This is a genomic window from Candidatus Melainabacteria bacterium (genome assembly GCA_003963305.1).
Classification (GTDB): domain Bacteria; phylum Cyanobacteriota; class Vampirovibrionia; order Obscuribacterales; family Obscuribacteraceae; genus PALSA-1081.
This window is the reverse complement of the sequence record RXJR01000001.1, coordinates 548,701-564,657: the sequence shown is the minus strand read 5'-3', so window position 1 is coordinate 564,657 and position 15,957 is coordinate 548,701. Positions and strand designations below refer to the sequence as shown.

Annotated in this window: 12 protein-coding genes; 10 read left to right on the top strand and 2 right to left on the bottom strand. The window is 49.9% G+C overall.

Annotated elements, in window-relative coordinates:
• The first annotated feature begins 509 nt into the window (after window positions 1–509).
• The 10 genes from EKK48_02400 to EKK48_02355 all read left to right on the top strand — a co-directional run bounded on the left by EKK48_02400 (window position 510) and on the right by EKK48_02355 (window position 12,273).
• Window positions 510–1,088: a gliding-motility protein MglA gene (locus EKK48_02400; protein ID RTL46208.1), complete on the top strand. Its 579-nt coding sequence runs from the start codon at window positions 510–512 to the stop codon at window positions 1,086–1,088.
• A 588-nt stretch (window positions 1,089–1,676) separates the two neighbouring features.
• Window positions 1,677–1,937: a hypothetical protein gene (locus tag EKK48_02395; protein ID RTL46207.1), complete on the top strand. Its 261-nt coding sequence runs from the start codon at window positions 1,677–1,679 to the stop codon at window positions 1,935–1,937.
• Window positions 1,934–2,824 (top strand): hypothetical protein, encoded by an 891-nt coding sequence (locus EKK48_02390; GenBank protein RTL46206.1) that lies wholly within the window; start codon window positions 1,934–1,936, stop codon window positions 2,822–2,824. The genes EKK48_02395 and EKK48_02390 overlap by 4 nt, the downstream gene beginning before the upstream one ends.
• 17 nt (window positions 2,825–2,841) lie before the next feature.
• On the top strand, window positions 2,842–3,483 hold the full coding sequence (locus EKK48_02385; protein ID RTL46205.1) for a ThiF family adenylyltransferase: 642 nt from the start codon (window positions 2,842–2,844) through the stop codon (window positions 3,481–3,483).
• 107 nt (window positions 3,484–3,590) lie between these two features.
• Entirely contained in the window at window positions 3,591–5,309 is a 1,719-nt protein-coding gene (locus EKK48_02380; GenBank protein RTL46204.1) for a hypothetical protein, read from the top strand.
• A 484-nt stretch (window positions 5,310–5,793) separates the two neighbouring features.
• Entirely contained in the window at window positions 5,794–7,299 is a 1,506-nt protein-coding gene (locus EKK48_02375) for a hypothetical protein (protein ID RTL46203.1), read from the top strand.
• Window positions 7,300–7,428: 129 nt separating this feature from the next.
• Window positions 7,429–10,083 (top strand): ATP-dependent DNA helicase RecG, encoded by a 2,655-nt coding sequence (gene recG / locus EKK48_02370; GenBank protein ID RTL46202.1) that lies wholly within the window; start codon window positions 7,429–7,431, stop codon window positions 10,081–10,083.
• A gap of 75 nt (window positions 10,084–10,158) precedes the next feature.
• Window positions 10,159–10,422 (top strand): hypothetical protein, encoded by a 264-nt coding sequence (locus EKK48_02365; protein ID RTL46201.1) that lies wholly within the window; start codon window positions 10,159–10,161, stop codon window positions 10,420–10,422.
• 795 nt (window positions 10,423–11,217) lie between these two features.
• The gene (locus EKK48_02360) at window positions 11,218–11,442 is read left to right on the top strand and encodes a hypothetical protein (protein ID RTL46200.1); all 225 of its coding nucleotides are present in this window, start codon (window positions 11,218–11,220) and stop codon (window positions 11,440–11,442) included.
• Between the two features lie 60 nt (window positions 11,443–11,502).
• Entirely contained in the window at window positions 11,503–12,273 is a 771-nt protein-coding gene (locus EKK48_02355) for a hypothetical protein (protein RTL46199.1), read from the top strand.
• A 17-nt stretch (window positions 12,274–12,290) separates the two neighbouring features.
• On the opposite strand, the gene EKK48_02350 is transcribed toward EKK48_02355, so the two are convergent.
• On the bottom strand, window positions 12,291–13,079 hold the full coding sequence (locus EKK48_02350; protein ID RTL46198.1) for a hypothetical protein: 789 nt from the start codon (window positions 13,077–13,079) through the stop codon (window positions 12,291–12,293).
• Window positions 13,080–13,087: 8 nt separating this feature from the next.
• Window positions 13,088–15,274: a tetratricopeptide repeat protein gene (locus tag EKK48_02345; GenBank protein RTL46197.1), complete on the bottom strand. Its 2,187-nt coding sequence runs from the start codon at window positions 15,272–15,274 to the stop codon at window positions 13,088–13,090.
• Window positions 15,275–15,957: the final 683 nt, after the last annotated feature.

Below are 15,957 nucleotides of genomic sequence, written 5' to 3'. Positions count from 1 at the left end.
CCAGTGATGAACTCAAAAGAGTGGTGTACAGATTTCTCGCAGTCTCCTTGATAAGGAGGCGCTCGAAATACCTGATTAGATCAGGCATTTGCCTTCGGCGGCATGTTGCCAGCAAGAGCCACAACCGGCCAAAACAGTAAGCAAAGGTCGAATTGTAGCATGAAACAGATACCACAGCTGGGTACATTAGATAGTGTTGCGGTTCTAGTGCAAAGGAACATTTACACTTATTTTGTTTGGTATGGACCGGCTATTATCGTGGTAGTCTGTTTTTGGGGGTACAGCTTTGGCGGGCGTGTTAGGGCTGTGAGAAGTGTGTTATCAAGGTGACTCGCATTTAGCGAGCTGGGGACGAGGTTCGTTAGTGATTACTTCAAACTGGATCACTTCATTGAAGAACACTTCTAATACTGCTCAAATCGTGGTATCAATTGCTATCGACAGTCGGTCATGGCGCTTGAATTCACAAGAGGATTTAAGGGCAAGAGAGGCGAAGTAGGAAGACTAGGATGGCACTCGTAAACTACGCGGCGAGAGAGATCAATTGCAAGATCGTCTACTACGGCACCGGACTTGGTGGCAAGACGACAAACTTGAAATATATTCACAGCCAATTGGCACCCACCACAAGGGGGGAGTTGATCAGTTTGGCTACAGAAACTGAGCGAACTCTCTTCTTCGACTTCTTACCACTGGATCTAGGCAGCGTACAAGGTTTTAAAACGAGATTCTCTCTCTACACAGTTCCCGGTCAGGTTGAGTACAACGCCAGCCGTAAGTTGATTTTGAACGGTGTTGACGGAATCATCTTCGTTGCCGACTCAGATGTGATGCGTTCGCGCGACAACGTCGAGTCACTTCAGAACATGATTGAGAACCTGGCTGAATACAGCCTCACTCTGGATAATATTCCGTGGGTTCTGCAATACAACAAACGAGACCTGGCAAATGCTTTGCCAATCGAACGTTTGGAGAAAGAATTGAACATTCGTGGCGTGCCGAGCTTTGAAGCGGTCGCTTCTGAAGGTCTTGGAGTCTTCGCAACGCTGAAGGCAATTAGTAAACTGATTCTCAATCGCTTGCAGTAAGCATGTTGGCACCAGGCTCGGTGTGGCTTTTATAAGCGCGCAGCTTTACGCGCACGTGTCCGTGGTGCATGGAGCTGAGGGCGTGTGCAGTGCGCCCCTGTACAGTGCGACATGTGTACCCGCAGTGTGTACGCAGAGCGTGTGCAACTGGGTCTGAGTCTTGTATTGACATCTGTGCGCTGCGAAACTAGAATAGATCTTCCGTCTGCACGCGAGGCAAACTCGCGGTTGAATTGCTGAGCGCAGATTGTTTTGTTTATCGAGGTTGAACTTTGCGGAAAACGCATCTGGAATTCTGATTATTGCACCCGTCGACCGGCACCGCATTTAGTGGCTGCCGGCAAGTGTGCGGAGCTGGAAACCGGCATGGAATGCGGCTTGACAAAGTTTTGGTTCGTGGCTAGAATGAAATTCAGCCTGTGCTCCAACAGGAGGAGCATACACCCGCTTCTAACGGAGAGGTCGGAGGTTCGAATCCTCCCAGGGATATTTGTCCCTGTAGCTCAGTGGTAGAGCACTATTCTTTTGCTCCTGCAACTTGTACAGGCAAGTTTTTACGACAACTGAATATAAAAGTGGAGGTGCGTCATGAGCACTAATGATCCAGCAACTCTGTATAATCTGGCGACCGACAACGGCACTGTCACTGTGCTTCACCTGCGCTTCCAGGGACGCAGTCGCGATATTGCCTTAGAGGCTCTAGGCGTCAATGCAGGCACCTCTGATGCGGATATTAGAAACGCTGTCGCTCAATTTGTTGATGTTGCATTGAAAGATTTCGACCACACTGTGATCGAACGTCACGGCAACGGCAATATGACATTGCGTCCTGAGGCTGTTTTCGGATGACTGCTGAGGAGAGGGAGAAAAAACAGTCTTCCTCTTCTGTTGATCCACTGGCGCTGATTAACCGAATCGCTGCGGAAGAAGAACGCGTTCTTTCTCGCACATTCGTTGCTCCGGTGGTTCGCGGCAGGCAAGTATCCGTGCAGGTCGAGGGTATTGCCTACACGATGTCGGTTGCTGAAAAAGACTTTGAAGGGTGGGCGATTCTAAAATCTAAAAACTCGAGAGAAGCAACCGTATGTGGTGCGCCTACTCTGGAGCAGGTTAAGAACTATCTCCAATTGTTGCCGTGTTTCAGGTTGATTTTGCTTGAGCAATTTGATCAGAGCTTCTGGTCATTGTTTGCCAGTGGCGGAGATTCTCGTGCTCAGGTAAGCGGTCCGATTCCGCTATATCTGGTTAAGAATCCGAGCCGTTTTCAAACTGTTTGTGCTCGTTTCGATGGCGCCACATTCTGGTATGAATCGGCGGACCGTCGTCGCGATCCGGCTGTTGCCAGAGGGTTGCGTGATGCGCTTCAAGCTGACATCTCTCCAGACGAGTTGCACGTGCGCAATGCTGTGCCGCAGGAGAAGGTTGCCTATCGGATGCTCTGGCTGCGGAAAAATCCACATCTTACCGGCAGTCAGGTCACGCCGCAAAGCCTTCTGCAGCGCGTCGAGGGTGCACTCAATCACGCCGGTGCTCAGTTGGATGGAATGTGGAATGAGAGCCCGGAACAAGTGGCTGTACGATACGTTGTTGATGGACATACTCATGTGTCCAGGATTCGTCCGGGTGATCTGAGCGTTGTCAGTGCAGGAATTTGTTTGTCCGGTCTTGATCAAGATTTTGATCTGACAAGTCTTGTCGGTGTTATGCGTGAGAGCGGATATGCTGATGAATACTGATTATTGGGAATGTAACCATGACGAGAAAATTGTTTCACGAGCAACTTCACCGTGGCACCGGGTCCATGGAAAAACTAGCGTCATTCAGGATAGTAATTTGCGGTGCTGGTGCGCTCGGTTCCAATCTGGCTGTGAATCTCGCTCGCATGGGAGTAGCCAATCTCGCGGTCATTGATAAAGATCGTGTTGAAATGCACAATATAGGCACTCAAGTGTACGGACTGGACGATGTCGGTGGTTTGAAGTCGGATGCCTTGCGCAATTTGATTCATCGTGAGGTTGGCGATGAAATCATTTCGATTTCTAAGGAATTGACGGCGAAAAACGTCACAAAATTACTGCGGGGATTTGATCTAATTGTCGATGCTTTTGACAACTCAAATAGTCGCAGGCTGGTCTACGAAGAAGCGCAACGAGCCGGTACTGCTTGTCTGCACGCTGGGCTGAATGGCTCTTATGGCCAGGTGCAGTGGAATGATGTTTATGTTGTACCAGGCGACGCAAATGATCATGTTTGCGATTATCCTCTGGCTCGGAATTTAATCGTTATGCTTGTTGCGCTGACGAGTGAAGCTTCTGTTCGTTACTGTCTTGAGGGAAAAAAGTTGAATCTCTCCGTGACGCTGGAAGACCTTTCAGTCAACATTGATGAGTGTTGAGAAATCTCCTCAAATCGTCAAAAACCTCCAGATTTACGCGCTAAATGCGGTTGCGTTCGCTCTGTTCAGGGAAGATTGATAGGAGGCGGTATGAGGAATGGCGGTCCATGGCTGACGAAAAGAATCGAAGCGGTGGCTCCGACCCTCTATCCAAGCGTATTCTGAATTCCATCAAGCCCTTCAGTGGTGAGCAGACATCAAAGTGGCTGGCTGCTTTGAGCACTGACGCTATAAAGGATGCAGTCGTCATCAAAAATGATGCCGACCCCAACCAGGAGCCGCCCCGGTCAATGGCTGCCTGGGTCGATGGATTGTTCGATCATTTTCAGCGCTATGCCTACGATTTCAGCGTCATGTGCACAGAACCTGAATTACAGGTGAACTGTACGCGACCGGCCGTGCAAGATTCCAAGGTCCCTGTCAGTCCCGGTGCAGCTCCCGATACATCAGTCGTCACAGTAGGCTATTTGTCTACCAATAAGTGGGCGCTTGTTGTCCGGGGCGAGTTTTTCCGTATTCAAGTCTATGTTGTGCCTGTCGGCGTGCTGATGGGTTTTAAAGCTCGTCACGAAGAATTTCCGCTCTACATGGAAATGATTGCCGCCCCTGCCGCTCGAAACAAAATAAATTGGACTCTCGATGGCAAACCTGTCTCGATGAACCAGGCTTCGGCGATTGCAAAACGTTTGTTTGCGCATTTGATTATGGTCGCTCGGGGCGAGGCTAAAGATACCGATAAGTTCTCGCTCGACGCAAAGCCTCCGACTGCCCCCGCTCCTGAATTGCCAGCCCGACCAGAATCATTTGGTACGAGCAACAGCAAAGTAGAGCTTTTGAAACCTGAGTGGTTGCTTGAGGAAAATCCGTCCCGCCCTACGCCCCCTCGCGCATCGTTCGCGCCAGTGAGCCAACCATTGCCGCAGCAGTCTCAGTCGCAGCAATCTCAGTCACAACAGATCCCATCGCCTCAGTCTCAGGTGCAGCAGTCGCAGTCGCAACAGATGCCGGCGCCGCAATATTCGCCGCAACAGCATAATGCGCCTTATCCTCAACCTCCGACACAGCCAGGTTCGCAGCAAATGCCGGCGAATATGCAACAACAGCGTGGCTCGCAGCCTTATCCAATGCCTTCGCAGGGTGTTCAGCCACAGATGCCGGGGCAGATGCCCCAGCCTGGGTTGCAGCAGGTGCCTGCTCCGATGCAAAGACAAACCGGTCCAAATCCACAGCTGCCGCCACAGGCGCCGGCAAATGCGCCTCTGCAATATCCGTCGCGTCCTCAACCTGTCCAGCCAACACCCGGTCAGCCGCAGCCACCCAATTTCCAGTCTCAACAGCAGCAATCTTCAACGGGACCGCAACAGGGAGCGGTTATGCCTGGTTATCCGCAACAACCCGCTTCGCCGGGGCAACCGTTCGGCTCTCCCCCATTTCGACAGTCGCAAGAAATGCAAAGTCAAACTGGTCCACAGCAGTATTTTGCTAACCAGCAGGCTGCCGGGCGTCAGGGAGGATATCCTGTTCCCCAGATAGGTCCAGTTGGTGCGCCCGCTGCTCAACCATCTCAACCACAAAATTCGAATCAGGCAAGCGGGAAGGTTCAAGAGCTCTTGCAGCAGAATCTGGTGCTGGTTTTGAATGACTGTAATCAGTTTGCATCTGCTGTCGATCAACAGCTGGAATTGCTTACGAACATTGGTGTTAAATCAATTCAGAATCACGATATGGATACCGCGTCTGATGTGATGCAGCGTGCAAAAAAATTGAAGGCGCTTCTTGATGCCGTTGTATCCTTTACGAATGAGTGGAAAGCAAACACAAAATAAGCAGTGTTTGAGTGTGCCACCAATGGTAGTGCACGAATATTAAATTGATCGGTTTGCTGATGACAACGCGCGACGATTTGTATATAATTTTTGTTAGCCTGTGCTCTAACGGCAAGAGCTTACATTCATGATTCGTGTAAAAGCGAATTCGGTTCATAACCGACGTCGGGGGCGATACTCCTCCACCACGCTATATCTGAGTGTAGCGGCTCAGAAACTGCTCTTTCAACTTGCACAGGCCAAATTTCTGACGACACTGAGTTTGATTAAGGATGGTGATTCCTCAAATGCCAAAAAATAAATCTCGGTGCGTCACCATGCAATGTCTGTATCCCAACGGCTGGAGCCTACAAACCTTTCAAGTCTGATGCTCCTGCGACTTATACAGACAGAATTTTTAAACTGAATGACACCTAAAACTTTCCATTCTGAAGTGGAAGTTTTTTGTAATCGTCGCGGGCAACGAGAGCTCGCCAGGTGTAACATGTTCGATCATCTATTACGAAATGCAATCACATCAGAACAAGACTACAGGCTGAGCATTCTTAATGCTTTGCTGCGTACGCCGCATCGTGATGTTGCGCCGTATATTCCATTGTTCCGACACGTACACGAGAACGACCCGTTGTTCTTTGGACATCTCGCTGCATGGTATTTCGATAATGGATCTGTGCACGATTTGAAACAACTTTTCGTTGCCTTCATGGTTACGTCTAAATTCTCTGATGACTACAGAGACAGCGGACTGTGCATGCTCGAAAAGATGCCACCATATCAAGTCGAACGCGTTGTTCGAGTTGTAAAAGGGCATCGCGCCGGCAAAACTTTCGTGCCGGGTATCGCTGCGTCTGTTCCTCGTTCGTTTCGTAATGCTGTTAAGCAGTATCTCGATGCTCGTGAACGAGATCAGAGAGGCTTCGATTCGGCTGCACTTTATGCTCGTAAGTCGCTTAAGACTTTGTACGCAACTTTGCGTATAAAGCCTGGTGACTATGCTCAGAAAGTTCTGTTCGATGAAAAACCGCCGGAAGACAGTCGACTTTATGTTCTGAAGAAAATCGCTGCTTGCAGTGATCCGACGGAACAGGCACGTATGATTGTGGAAAATAAGATTCCATACAAGATTGCTTCTTCTGTCGTGAAGAACATGACTCCGGCTGCACTTGTTGCAATCGTTTCTGTCATGACTCCGCAGGAAGTGATTAACAACATGGCTAGTTTGAAAAAGCGCGGTGCGATGGGTAACGTTGATCTGCGCAAATTAATCGAGTCAAAGTTGGAAAGTGCCAAGACTGATAAACGCGTATCTGCTTTGAAAACAAGACAGGCTATGAAGGCTGCTAATTTGGATGACGAAATGGTCCGCAAAGTGGAGGCTGTCGGAGACCACCAGGTCAAAACAAAAGGCACAATTAAAAAGTCCACTGCTTTGTTTGTTGATAAAAGCGGTTCGATGGAGCTGGCTATCGAAGTTGGAAAACAAGTTGCAAGCCTGGTTGCACCTATTTGTGCCTCAGATTTGTACGTCTATGCGTTTGACTCTATGGCGTACGAAATCAAGGCCAGAGGAAAAGAACTTTCCCACTGGGAAAGTGCTTTTAAGGGCATCAAGGCTGGTGGCAATACGTCTTGCGGTGTGGCGCTTGAAGCTATGCGCCGCAATAAATTTGCGGTTGAACAGATTGTCATGATCACTGATCAAGGCGAAAATGCGAAACCGTATTTTGCGAATGCCATCCAGGACTACGCTGAATCGATGCATCTGACGCCCTCAGTCATTATTGTGAATGTGGGTACCTGCAGCGATGCTGTGGAGAGCAGCTTGAAAAGCATGGATGTCGAAGTCGATACATTCACGTTCAAAGGTGACTACTACAGTCTTCCGAACCTGATTCCACTGCTATGCAGCGGAACTAGAATGGAGCTGTTGATGGACATCATGAATTATGAACTGCCTCGTCGACAAGAAAAGAAGCTCGTAGCTGTTTAACGAGAATTTTTTGCTTGTTGCCAATTTTTTAGGTGTATTTGGACGCTCCGTCTCTTAGTCTTAATGAGGCGGAAGTGTCCAGATATGCTGGGCGGTTGCGTGGTGTATTGTCGGATATCCTGAGTGCATATGGCTGCCATAGTGAGCGGTGTCAAAGAAACAAAAGAGGCTGAGCTTTCAGCCCTGCGGCGCGCAATTAATGTTGAGCGTCGCACTTACTATTCTGATTTTCAGGGGCGACACTCGACATTTTCGCAGTTCATGAGAACTACAGCCGATCGTCTATGCCGAAGATATCCAACTGATCCGATATGGGCGACGGTGCGCGGGTTGTTTCGTCAATATCCCAACCTGGACGTCTCCACGCGTATTTCGATAATCAAGCGGGCGGAGGATTTGCTCAAACCGCTCTGGGATGTTGCTGAAGACGCTTTCCAGTCGCCGGACGAACTGACTCAAAAATTGGCGGATTCTATATCTGCCGTTCAAGAAAAGCAGCCCAGGCAAGTGCAGGAGCCGCGGCAGGCTGGCGACTTGCCTGCAACAGGCTCCGAACTGCCTGCAGTGAACAAAAGTAAAACTGCTGTGGATGCAAGTAAAACTGCAGGTAAGGCGAAGGAGAAGTCCGCGCCACCAAAGTTTTCTGTTGCCGATCCCAGTCAGGTGCCGGTGCAATTTGTCAAAGGAGTTGGTCCGAAGGCTGCTGCCGTTCTGGGTAAGCTCAACATCGCCACAGTCAGTGATTTGTTGAGACACTATCCGCGCCGTCATTTGGATTTTCAGAATCGTGTTTTCATTCGCGGATTGAAACCCGGGCAAGAAGTCACCATATATGGTGTTATCAGATCCGTGGGCGCCTATCAGGCAAAACGTGGAAATATTTCAATCGTTACTATTTCCATCAATGATGGTACTGGAACCATCGCTGTGACGAGGTTTATTGGCGGTAAGCAGAACAAATATCTACTTGAGCGATTTAAGGGACAATATCCTCGTGACTCGCAAGTTCTCGCGTCTGGTGTTGTAGAACGAGACAATTACAGCAACAAACTTGTCTTAAAGAATGCAGAAATCGAATTGCTTGGGCAGGTTGGTGATGGCGAGGGCGAAGACAGTGACAGCCCCGACCTGTCCAGCAGCATCCATGCCGGGCGGCTTGTGCCGGTTTATCCACTCACCGAAGGCATGAGTTTGCGCTACATGCGCAACATTATTCACAATGCACTTGAGTCACTGCCTGTAGTATCAGATCCTCTGCCTCCAGAAGTGAAAGAGAAATTTGATCTGGCGGATTTGGATTGGTCTTTGAGAACAATCCACTTTCCCGATGATGCGGAAAGTAAAGATCGCGCCCGCTACAGACTGGTTTTTGATGAGTTCTTCGCCATTCAACTCGAGCTTGCCCATCGCAGGCATAAGTTCGAACAGTCCGAAGGGGCTCTCAAGCTTGAATTCAAGCCGGATGGTCTGGTTGAGAGGTTGCGCGCCTCTTTGCCATTTAAATTGACCAATGCGCAGGATCGTGTTTTTAGAGAGATTGCCGTTGATCTGGCTTCCACGAAACCGTTGCACAGGCTGGTTCAAGGTGATGTGGGCTCCGGTAAGACGATTGTTGCCTTGATGGCGTTTTTGATTGCGATAGAGAATAACTACCAATGTGCCATGATGGCACCGACTGAAATTCTCGCCGAACAGCACTACCGGCAGTTTCAACGTTTGCTTACGCCTTTAGGTCTAAAGTGCGCACTGGTGGTCGGCAAGCAGGGGCAAAAAGAAAGGCGCCAGGTGCGGGGCGAGCTCTTGAATGGGCAGATTAATATCGCTGTCGGAACGCATGCCTTGATTGAGGATAATGTCGAGTTTCAAAATCTTGGACTGATTATCATTGATGAGCAGCATCGCTTTGGCGTTAAGCAACGTGCTCGTCTGAAGGCGAAAAGTCAAAGCCCAGAGTTACTGACGATGACTGCAACTCCGATTCCGCGGACGCTCGCACTGACGATGCATGGAGACCTCGACGTTTCAGAAATCGACGAGATGCCCCCGGGGCGCAAACCTATTGAAACGAAACTGTTTACCCCTGGGCGTAAGATTGAGTTGTGGAACAAAATCCATGAGGAAATTGCGGCTGGAAGGCAGGTCTACATTGTCTTTCCATTGATTGAAGAATCCGAGACTCTTTCGGCAAAAGCCGCTACTCAGGAGTATGAAAAGCTGCGGGAGAAATATCCCGACTTGCGTTTCGGTCTCATGCACGGCAAGTTGAAACCACAAGAAAAAGACGAGATTATGGAGAAATTCCGCGATCGAGATTTCGATATCCTCGTCTGTACTACCGTCATCGAAGTCGGTGTGGACGTTCCGAATGCCTCTGTTATGGTAATTGAGAATGCCGATCGTTTTGGATTGGCAGCGTTGCATCAGTTGCGCGGCAGAGTCGGACGAGGTGCGGAGCAATCCTACTGTTATCTTGTTTCTGATGCCAAATCTGATACCACGCGCCAGCGTCTTGAGATTATGACGCAGACTAACGATGGCTTCGTCATCGCTGAGAAGGATCTGGAAATTCGTGGACCGGGCGAATTTCTGGGATTTCGTCAAAGTGGCTTGCCTGAGATGCTTCTAGCCGATCTGGTCAACGACGCAAAAATTCTAGAAGAAGCTCGTCATGCTGCCATTGAAGTGATTCGGGAAGATCCGGAGTTGAACAATCATCCCACTCTCAAGAAGATGATCGAGTCCAGGGCTTCGATGAAAGAAACTGAGATCATGCGCTCTGGCTAGCCTGACTGTTGCGGCGGGATTTCTTCTCTTCCTGGTTATTGAAGAGGACCGGCGACGTTTGGATCAGACAACCCGTTGTTTGGATTGTATGCCGGGGCGTTTGCATTGGTTGCTGGGGCATTCGGATTGTATGCCGGGGCATTCGGATTGTATGCCGGGGCATTCGGATTGTATGCCGGGGCATTCGGATTGTATGCCGGGGCATTCGGATTGTATGCCGGGGTGCTTGAGCTGTTGCTGCTTCCTGCTAAACCACCGCCGTTGGAATTTCCGAATTGGCCTGTGCTGAGATTTCCTAATCCGTTGCCGGCACCGTTACCGGTCGTGGAATTGCCATAAAGTTCTGGAATGCCCTGACCGGTCGGGCTCAGTGTGCCGTTGTTTTTGTTCCAGATCGGACCAGGGCCGACTGTTCCTGTATTTCCATAGTTTGTTGAGCTGTTGTTAGCATAGTTTCCACTACTCATACTGCCCAGACCGTTAGCAGTGCTGTTTCCGCCGGTAGTGTTGTTGCCGTAGAGTTGTGGGATACCCTGTCCTGTTGGACTCAGAGTTCCGTTTTCCTTGTTCCAGATGGGCTTCGAACCTGCGCCGCCGCCTGATCCCGTGTATCCAGTGGTGCTGCCGTAAGGTGAGGAGCTTTGTGTGCCATATTGCGAGCCGTATTGTGAGCCCATTTGATTCTGTGAGCCGCCAATCATGCCATTGCCCAGTTCGCCCTGGCCGCTTCCGTATTGATAGGCGCCGCCCTGCTGATAGCCTCCCTGTTGATTGCCGCTTTGCTGCCCACCGTATCCCATGCCCGTGCCCGTGCCTGAGCCGAATCCTGTTGATGACCCGCCCATGGCCCCGGTTGTGAAACCGGTAGCATCTGCCACAGATGCGAAACGGGCCTTATTGTTCAGCGGGAGTGGATTCTGGGGAAGCGGATCAAATCGATAAGCCAGAATCATCTGGTTGCTCAAGGTCAGTTGCGCCACATAAAGCTGCGATTTCATGATTCGCATGGCGTCTGCGCAAGTGCCCTGCCCGGTACACTCATATCCGTTCGGTCGGAATCCGACGTTGTAGAGCCCTTGTTGCATCAGGTAATTGACGACGAATTGCTTGTCTTGATCTGTGGTGCGCGGACTCATGCGAAAACAGAGCACCACCATTGCCGATGGGTCGGCCATTGCCACGAGCTGTTGCTGCGCCGAGGCTGGATTGATTGTCGCCGGACCCAGACCAATACTTAAGCTGGTCGAGAGCATCAGCGCGGTAAAAATCAGGTTGGACAGGCTGTTACGTTTCATCCGCGCCTCAAATCTTGCGTGCTTCAATCTTGCACATGGAACTCTGACGTTATTTACAGTATAGGGGTACTATGGAGTTTTTCTTCGATAAGTTATGATCGGCCTCGTCTCTGGAGGGCTTTCAGTGCAAGACGATGGAAATCTACCCGCCCAATGGGCCAAGGAAGATACGTCACACCTCGAAGTGAGCGGCGTGGCAGGCGACCCGGATGACTTTACTCAGCCTTTTATACTTTATAACGATCGAAATCAGGCCATTAAAAAGTTAAACAGGCGCATGTTTTTTGCAGCGCCGTTGATTGGCATTTATGCTCTCAGCGTCGCCTCCATGCATCTGTATTTTTTAGCGGCTTTCATGATTCTCTACATGGTCGCGATGTATTTGTGGGTGGTGCGCCGGTTCAATAAAAATGTCGAGCCTTTGATGAAAGTTGATGCAACAGGAATCACTCTTCATGGGCTTATAACTCACTGTCATATTGACTGGAACAATTTAAAAGAAGTACGCGCGTATACCTTCATCTACAAATTTGTGGGTCTGGATGCAAAAAACGTTTGGGCGTTGCAGGCGTCGTTGCCGATGAAGCTCTTTCTTCTCTACAATTCTCTAGTTCGTTTCTTCTACAGGATTGTTGGTATAAAGCTGCATTCAATCAACGTTCCGGAGCAGTATTCTCATTTTAAAGCAGAGGACATTGCTGAGCAGATTGAAAGGAGAAGGGCGCATTTCCTTGGGCTTTCCAGTAACTCTGCACTGCTCCCGCCGGTTCAATCAGCAAAGTTGGAAAGTCCGGCGACAAAAGCCGCGCCACTTGAAACGCTGTCCACTCCTGAAGCAACATTGAAGTTGCCTGACAGGGAAGAGTCAAAATTGAAGTTGCCTGAACAAGACTGAAACGCATGTAGCGTTGGTTAGTTTACCAGGCGGGCAAACCCAATTATTGGGGTGTAAGAGGGACCGCTTATCGGTTTACCGCCTTCGTTCCAGAAGGTTCCTTCCCAATAGCCAACAGGCTTATGTTCGGTGTCCACTATAATTCGAACGTATCCTTCGCCTATTCCATCTCGATGTTTTTGCCCCGCATTTGGTGGCAGCAGGTCGGGCGCGAAATGATCTACTGACGAACTGTCAATTACTTTGATCTCGACATAAAGAACGCGTTTTTCATTGACGGTGGTTTCGCGAACGTCGCCTGGCGGTGCGGCTACAATGGCTACGTGACCAGTGTTTCCAGACTTCTGACCCGCCACTACTTGTTTGGCCCAGGCTATGTAATCGCCTCGTTTCACGTGGTTGATGTTCAGCACCTTTTTCCAACCGGCTCGAGTTGATTCTAGTTCTGTGAAAAACTTCGCGTAGGTCTTTGCTTGAGGGTACTCTTTTTGTGGCTGCTCGGACGATATAGCTGCGTACTGAGCCGGTGCGTGTTTCGCCAGTAAATAGCTGACCAATCCAGAGCAGTCGTTGTGGGCTATGTTGCCTGTTACCTGGTTACTGGCTGGCGCATGCAAGTGTTCGTAGTGCACGTCACTGACAGAGCGCAGCAGGCTTTCGGCATCTATTACGATTTGGTCGGCTGTTGAAGAAGTGCTTGCGCCGAGACTATCCGGTGCATCTGCATTGACTGGTGCGCCAGTGAGTAAGGCAAAGATTGCGCTCGCGCACGCAAGTAGCTGAATGTTTTTGGTTAAGCGTGCCACCAGGATAACTACAGAGAGCCCTCGGGAATTTCAGTGGAGGTTTGGATGCTGTTGATTGGTGGAGTTCTCTGTGGTGCTACCTGTGGCGCGGATTGCTGAACACTTTGAGGCGCGACTTGCATTTGTTGAACAGCCTGGTTATCCCCGGCGTTGTTGATCTGCGCTGGCTGCTCCGATCCCGTTGTGGTTTGATTGATGCGCGCCAGGGCCGTTTTTGTTTGTTCGCTGTATGGTCCGGTCGGGTCTAAATCCAGATACTTATGAAATGCAGTGGTCGCTTCTGAAACGTTGTTCTGCGATTGATAGAGCAACGCGAGAGCAAAATAGGCATTGGCGTAGTTTGGATCAATTCTCAGCGCGGAGCGATATTGACTCATCGCTCCATCAATATTCTCCTGGCTGGTTAACACCAGACCGAGATTGTAGTGAGCAAGAACATTGTCAGGGCTTAATTCCAGCGCTTTTTGATATTCCACACCGGCCTCAGTATAAGATTTCTGTGCCAGGTAAATGTTGCCGAGATTGATGTGCGCTTCGACGTGTTTTGGATCTAGTTCCAGCGCTTTTCGATACTGGGCGACGGCGCCCGAATTATCCTTGTTGCGCTGAAGAGCCAATCCCAAATCGTTGAAAGCATCAGCAGAACGAGGGTTCAACTGAACGATCTGTTGATAAACTTCGATAGCGGCGACGGTTTTTCCCTGGTCCTGCAAGTTGTCTGCAAGCATCTCCATGATCTTTATGTCGTTGGGATTGCGCTCGAGCAACTGTCGCAATCCGGCTTCTGCCTTGCCTTTGTTGCCTTCGGCGATATCCAGATTGACGAGACCGAGCATCGTATTTTTGTCGAATGGAGATAGCGATTGCGCTGATTCGAGCGCTGATCTGGCGCCTGTGTAGTCCTTCAATTTGATCAGTGCGTTGCCCAACTCCTGGAATGCTCCGGCGTCGGTCGGCTCAAGGCTCAGCCCCTGGCGATAGAATCCGACTGCTTGGTTCAAGTCTCCGGCAAGGAGATACGAGCGTCCGAGGTTAATCAGTGCCTGCCCGTCGTTGGGATTGAAATTCAATACCGTTCTGAATTCTGATTCGGCTTTGGCCTGATCTCCCAGCTTTTGCTTGATAATTCCCAGGTTGTAGTGCGCGTTTACGTGATTGCTGTTCAGCGCCAGCACATGTTCGAACGCTTCTGCCGCGCCTGCATTGTCACCAGTCAGTTCAAGGAGATATCCCAGGCTGTAGGCGGGATCAACTTCGCGCGGGTTCAATTTTTGAGCATTGCGATACTCACTGATGGCGGCAGCGTAGTCTTTCTGTTTTGTATATACATCGCCAAGCTGTGCGTGCCAGTCTGACTGGTCTGGTTTCAGTTGAATCGCGGTTTTCAACTCCGCTGTCGCTTCTCCATATTTACCCGTCTTGCTTTGCGCTTGCGCGAGTAGAGCGTGCGCTGCTGCTACTTTCGGGTCGATAGAAATTGCGCGTCCGAATGCCACGGCTGCATTATCGTAGTCTTTGAGCGCTAGATAGCAGTTGCCGAGGTTGTACTGCATCGTGAAGTTATTCGGTTCGCGAGCTGTAATCTGTTTGTATTCGTTGATGGCGAGTTGATATTCGCCCTTGTCCTGATATGCAGCTGCCAGTTGTGATCGCGCTTTCAAGTGTTCAGGATAAGCCGCCAGCACTTGTTTCAAGGCGCTGATAGCCGCATCGCCGTTGCCCGCCACTCGTTGCGCAATACCCAGGTTGAGTTTCATCAAAGCCACTTCAGGGCGCAACTGGATGGCTTGCTGATACTGTTCTATGGCTTCATTGATTTGACCTTGCCCCTGCAGCAATACGCCAAGAGTTTCATGGGCGAATGCATCTGATGGTCGCAAGAGAATGGCTCGGCGATACTCTGAGATAGCATTGTCGATGTCGCCGTGTTGTTGTAATGCGGCACCAAGGCTGAGGTGTACCAGTGGATCTTGAGGCGCGCTGAGAGCACACTGGCTGAACGCAGCCAGTGCTTTTTCCAGGTCACCCATCTTCATGTAGGTAACGCCCTGGTAATACCGGTCCAGCAATGCTTTGTCCATCTGCCCGTTCGGCTGCGGTGCCGGCTGTTGCTGACCTGCCATAGCGACTGTGTTGTAGCCACTTATGGTTGCAATACAAAGCGATAATGCTAGAAAAATTGAACGTCGCTTCACCACACATCCTCTTTTCTGTGCCGATAGGGCTGGTTGTCAAAAGGGCATCTCACTGACCGCCAGAGGTACATAATAAACTGTATGCGCCTTGCCGCGCCGAAATAGACTGCTCTGATTGCCACTATTTACTTGAAAATTGTGTCACAGAGTGCTTTTGAGCTATTTCTTGAATGTAATGATCTTGCGTCGGTTTTGAAATCTAGCTGGATCCGGTTGACACATGGGCTGGATTTGGTCGAAGCAGGGTGGATCCGGTTTGAATATAGGACACTGATCGGGCTGCATGGGACGTGCCGGAGATGCGTAGCTTATCGTCTAAGTATGATGGAGCGAAAAATGGCTTAAAAAGCCAATTTTCGTGATTTGACTGAGCAGTAGCTTTTTAGAGTGAGAAAAAACGATGCTGATGTCAAGAAGTGCCTATTCCCCAGTCCTGCGGGGATTTTGGGACTTATTTCTACCCTCATTCTGGAAAAGCCTTAGACAGGTTGGCTAATTTATCGCACCGTTTTTTGGACAGGTTGCACATTGTCCGCAATGGTCCATGCAGTGTACATTTAGAGTAGATAGAAGGTTCTTGGAATAGCAAAGGCACTGCAATTAGTGCTGAACTCCGGGAGATTTCTAGGTCAGTGGAAGCCCACCATAAGGCTGAGACTTAATATGCGTCCAATTCGCAGTAT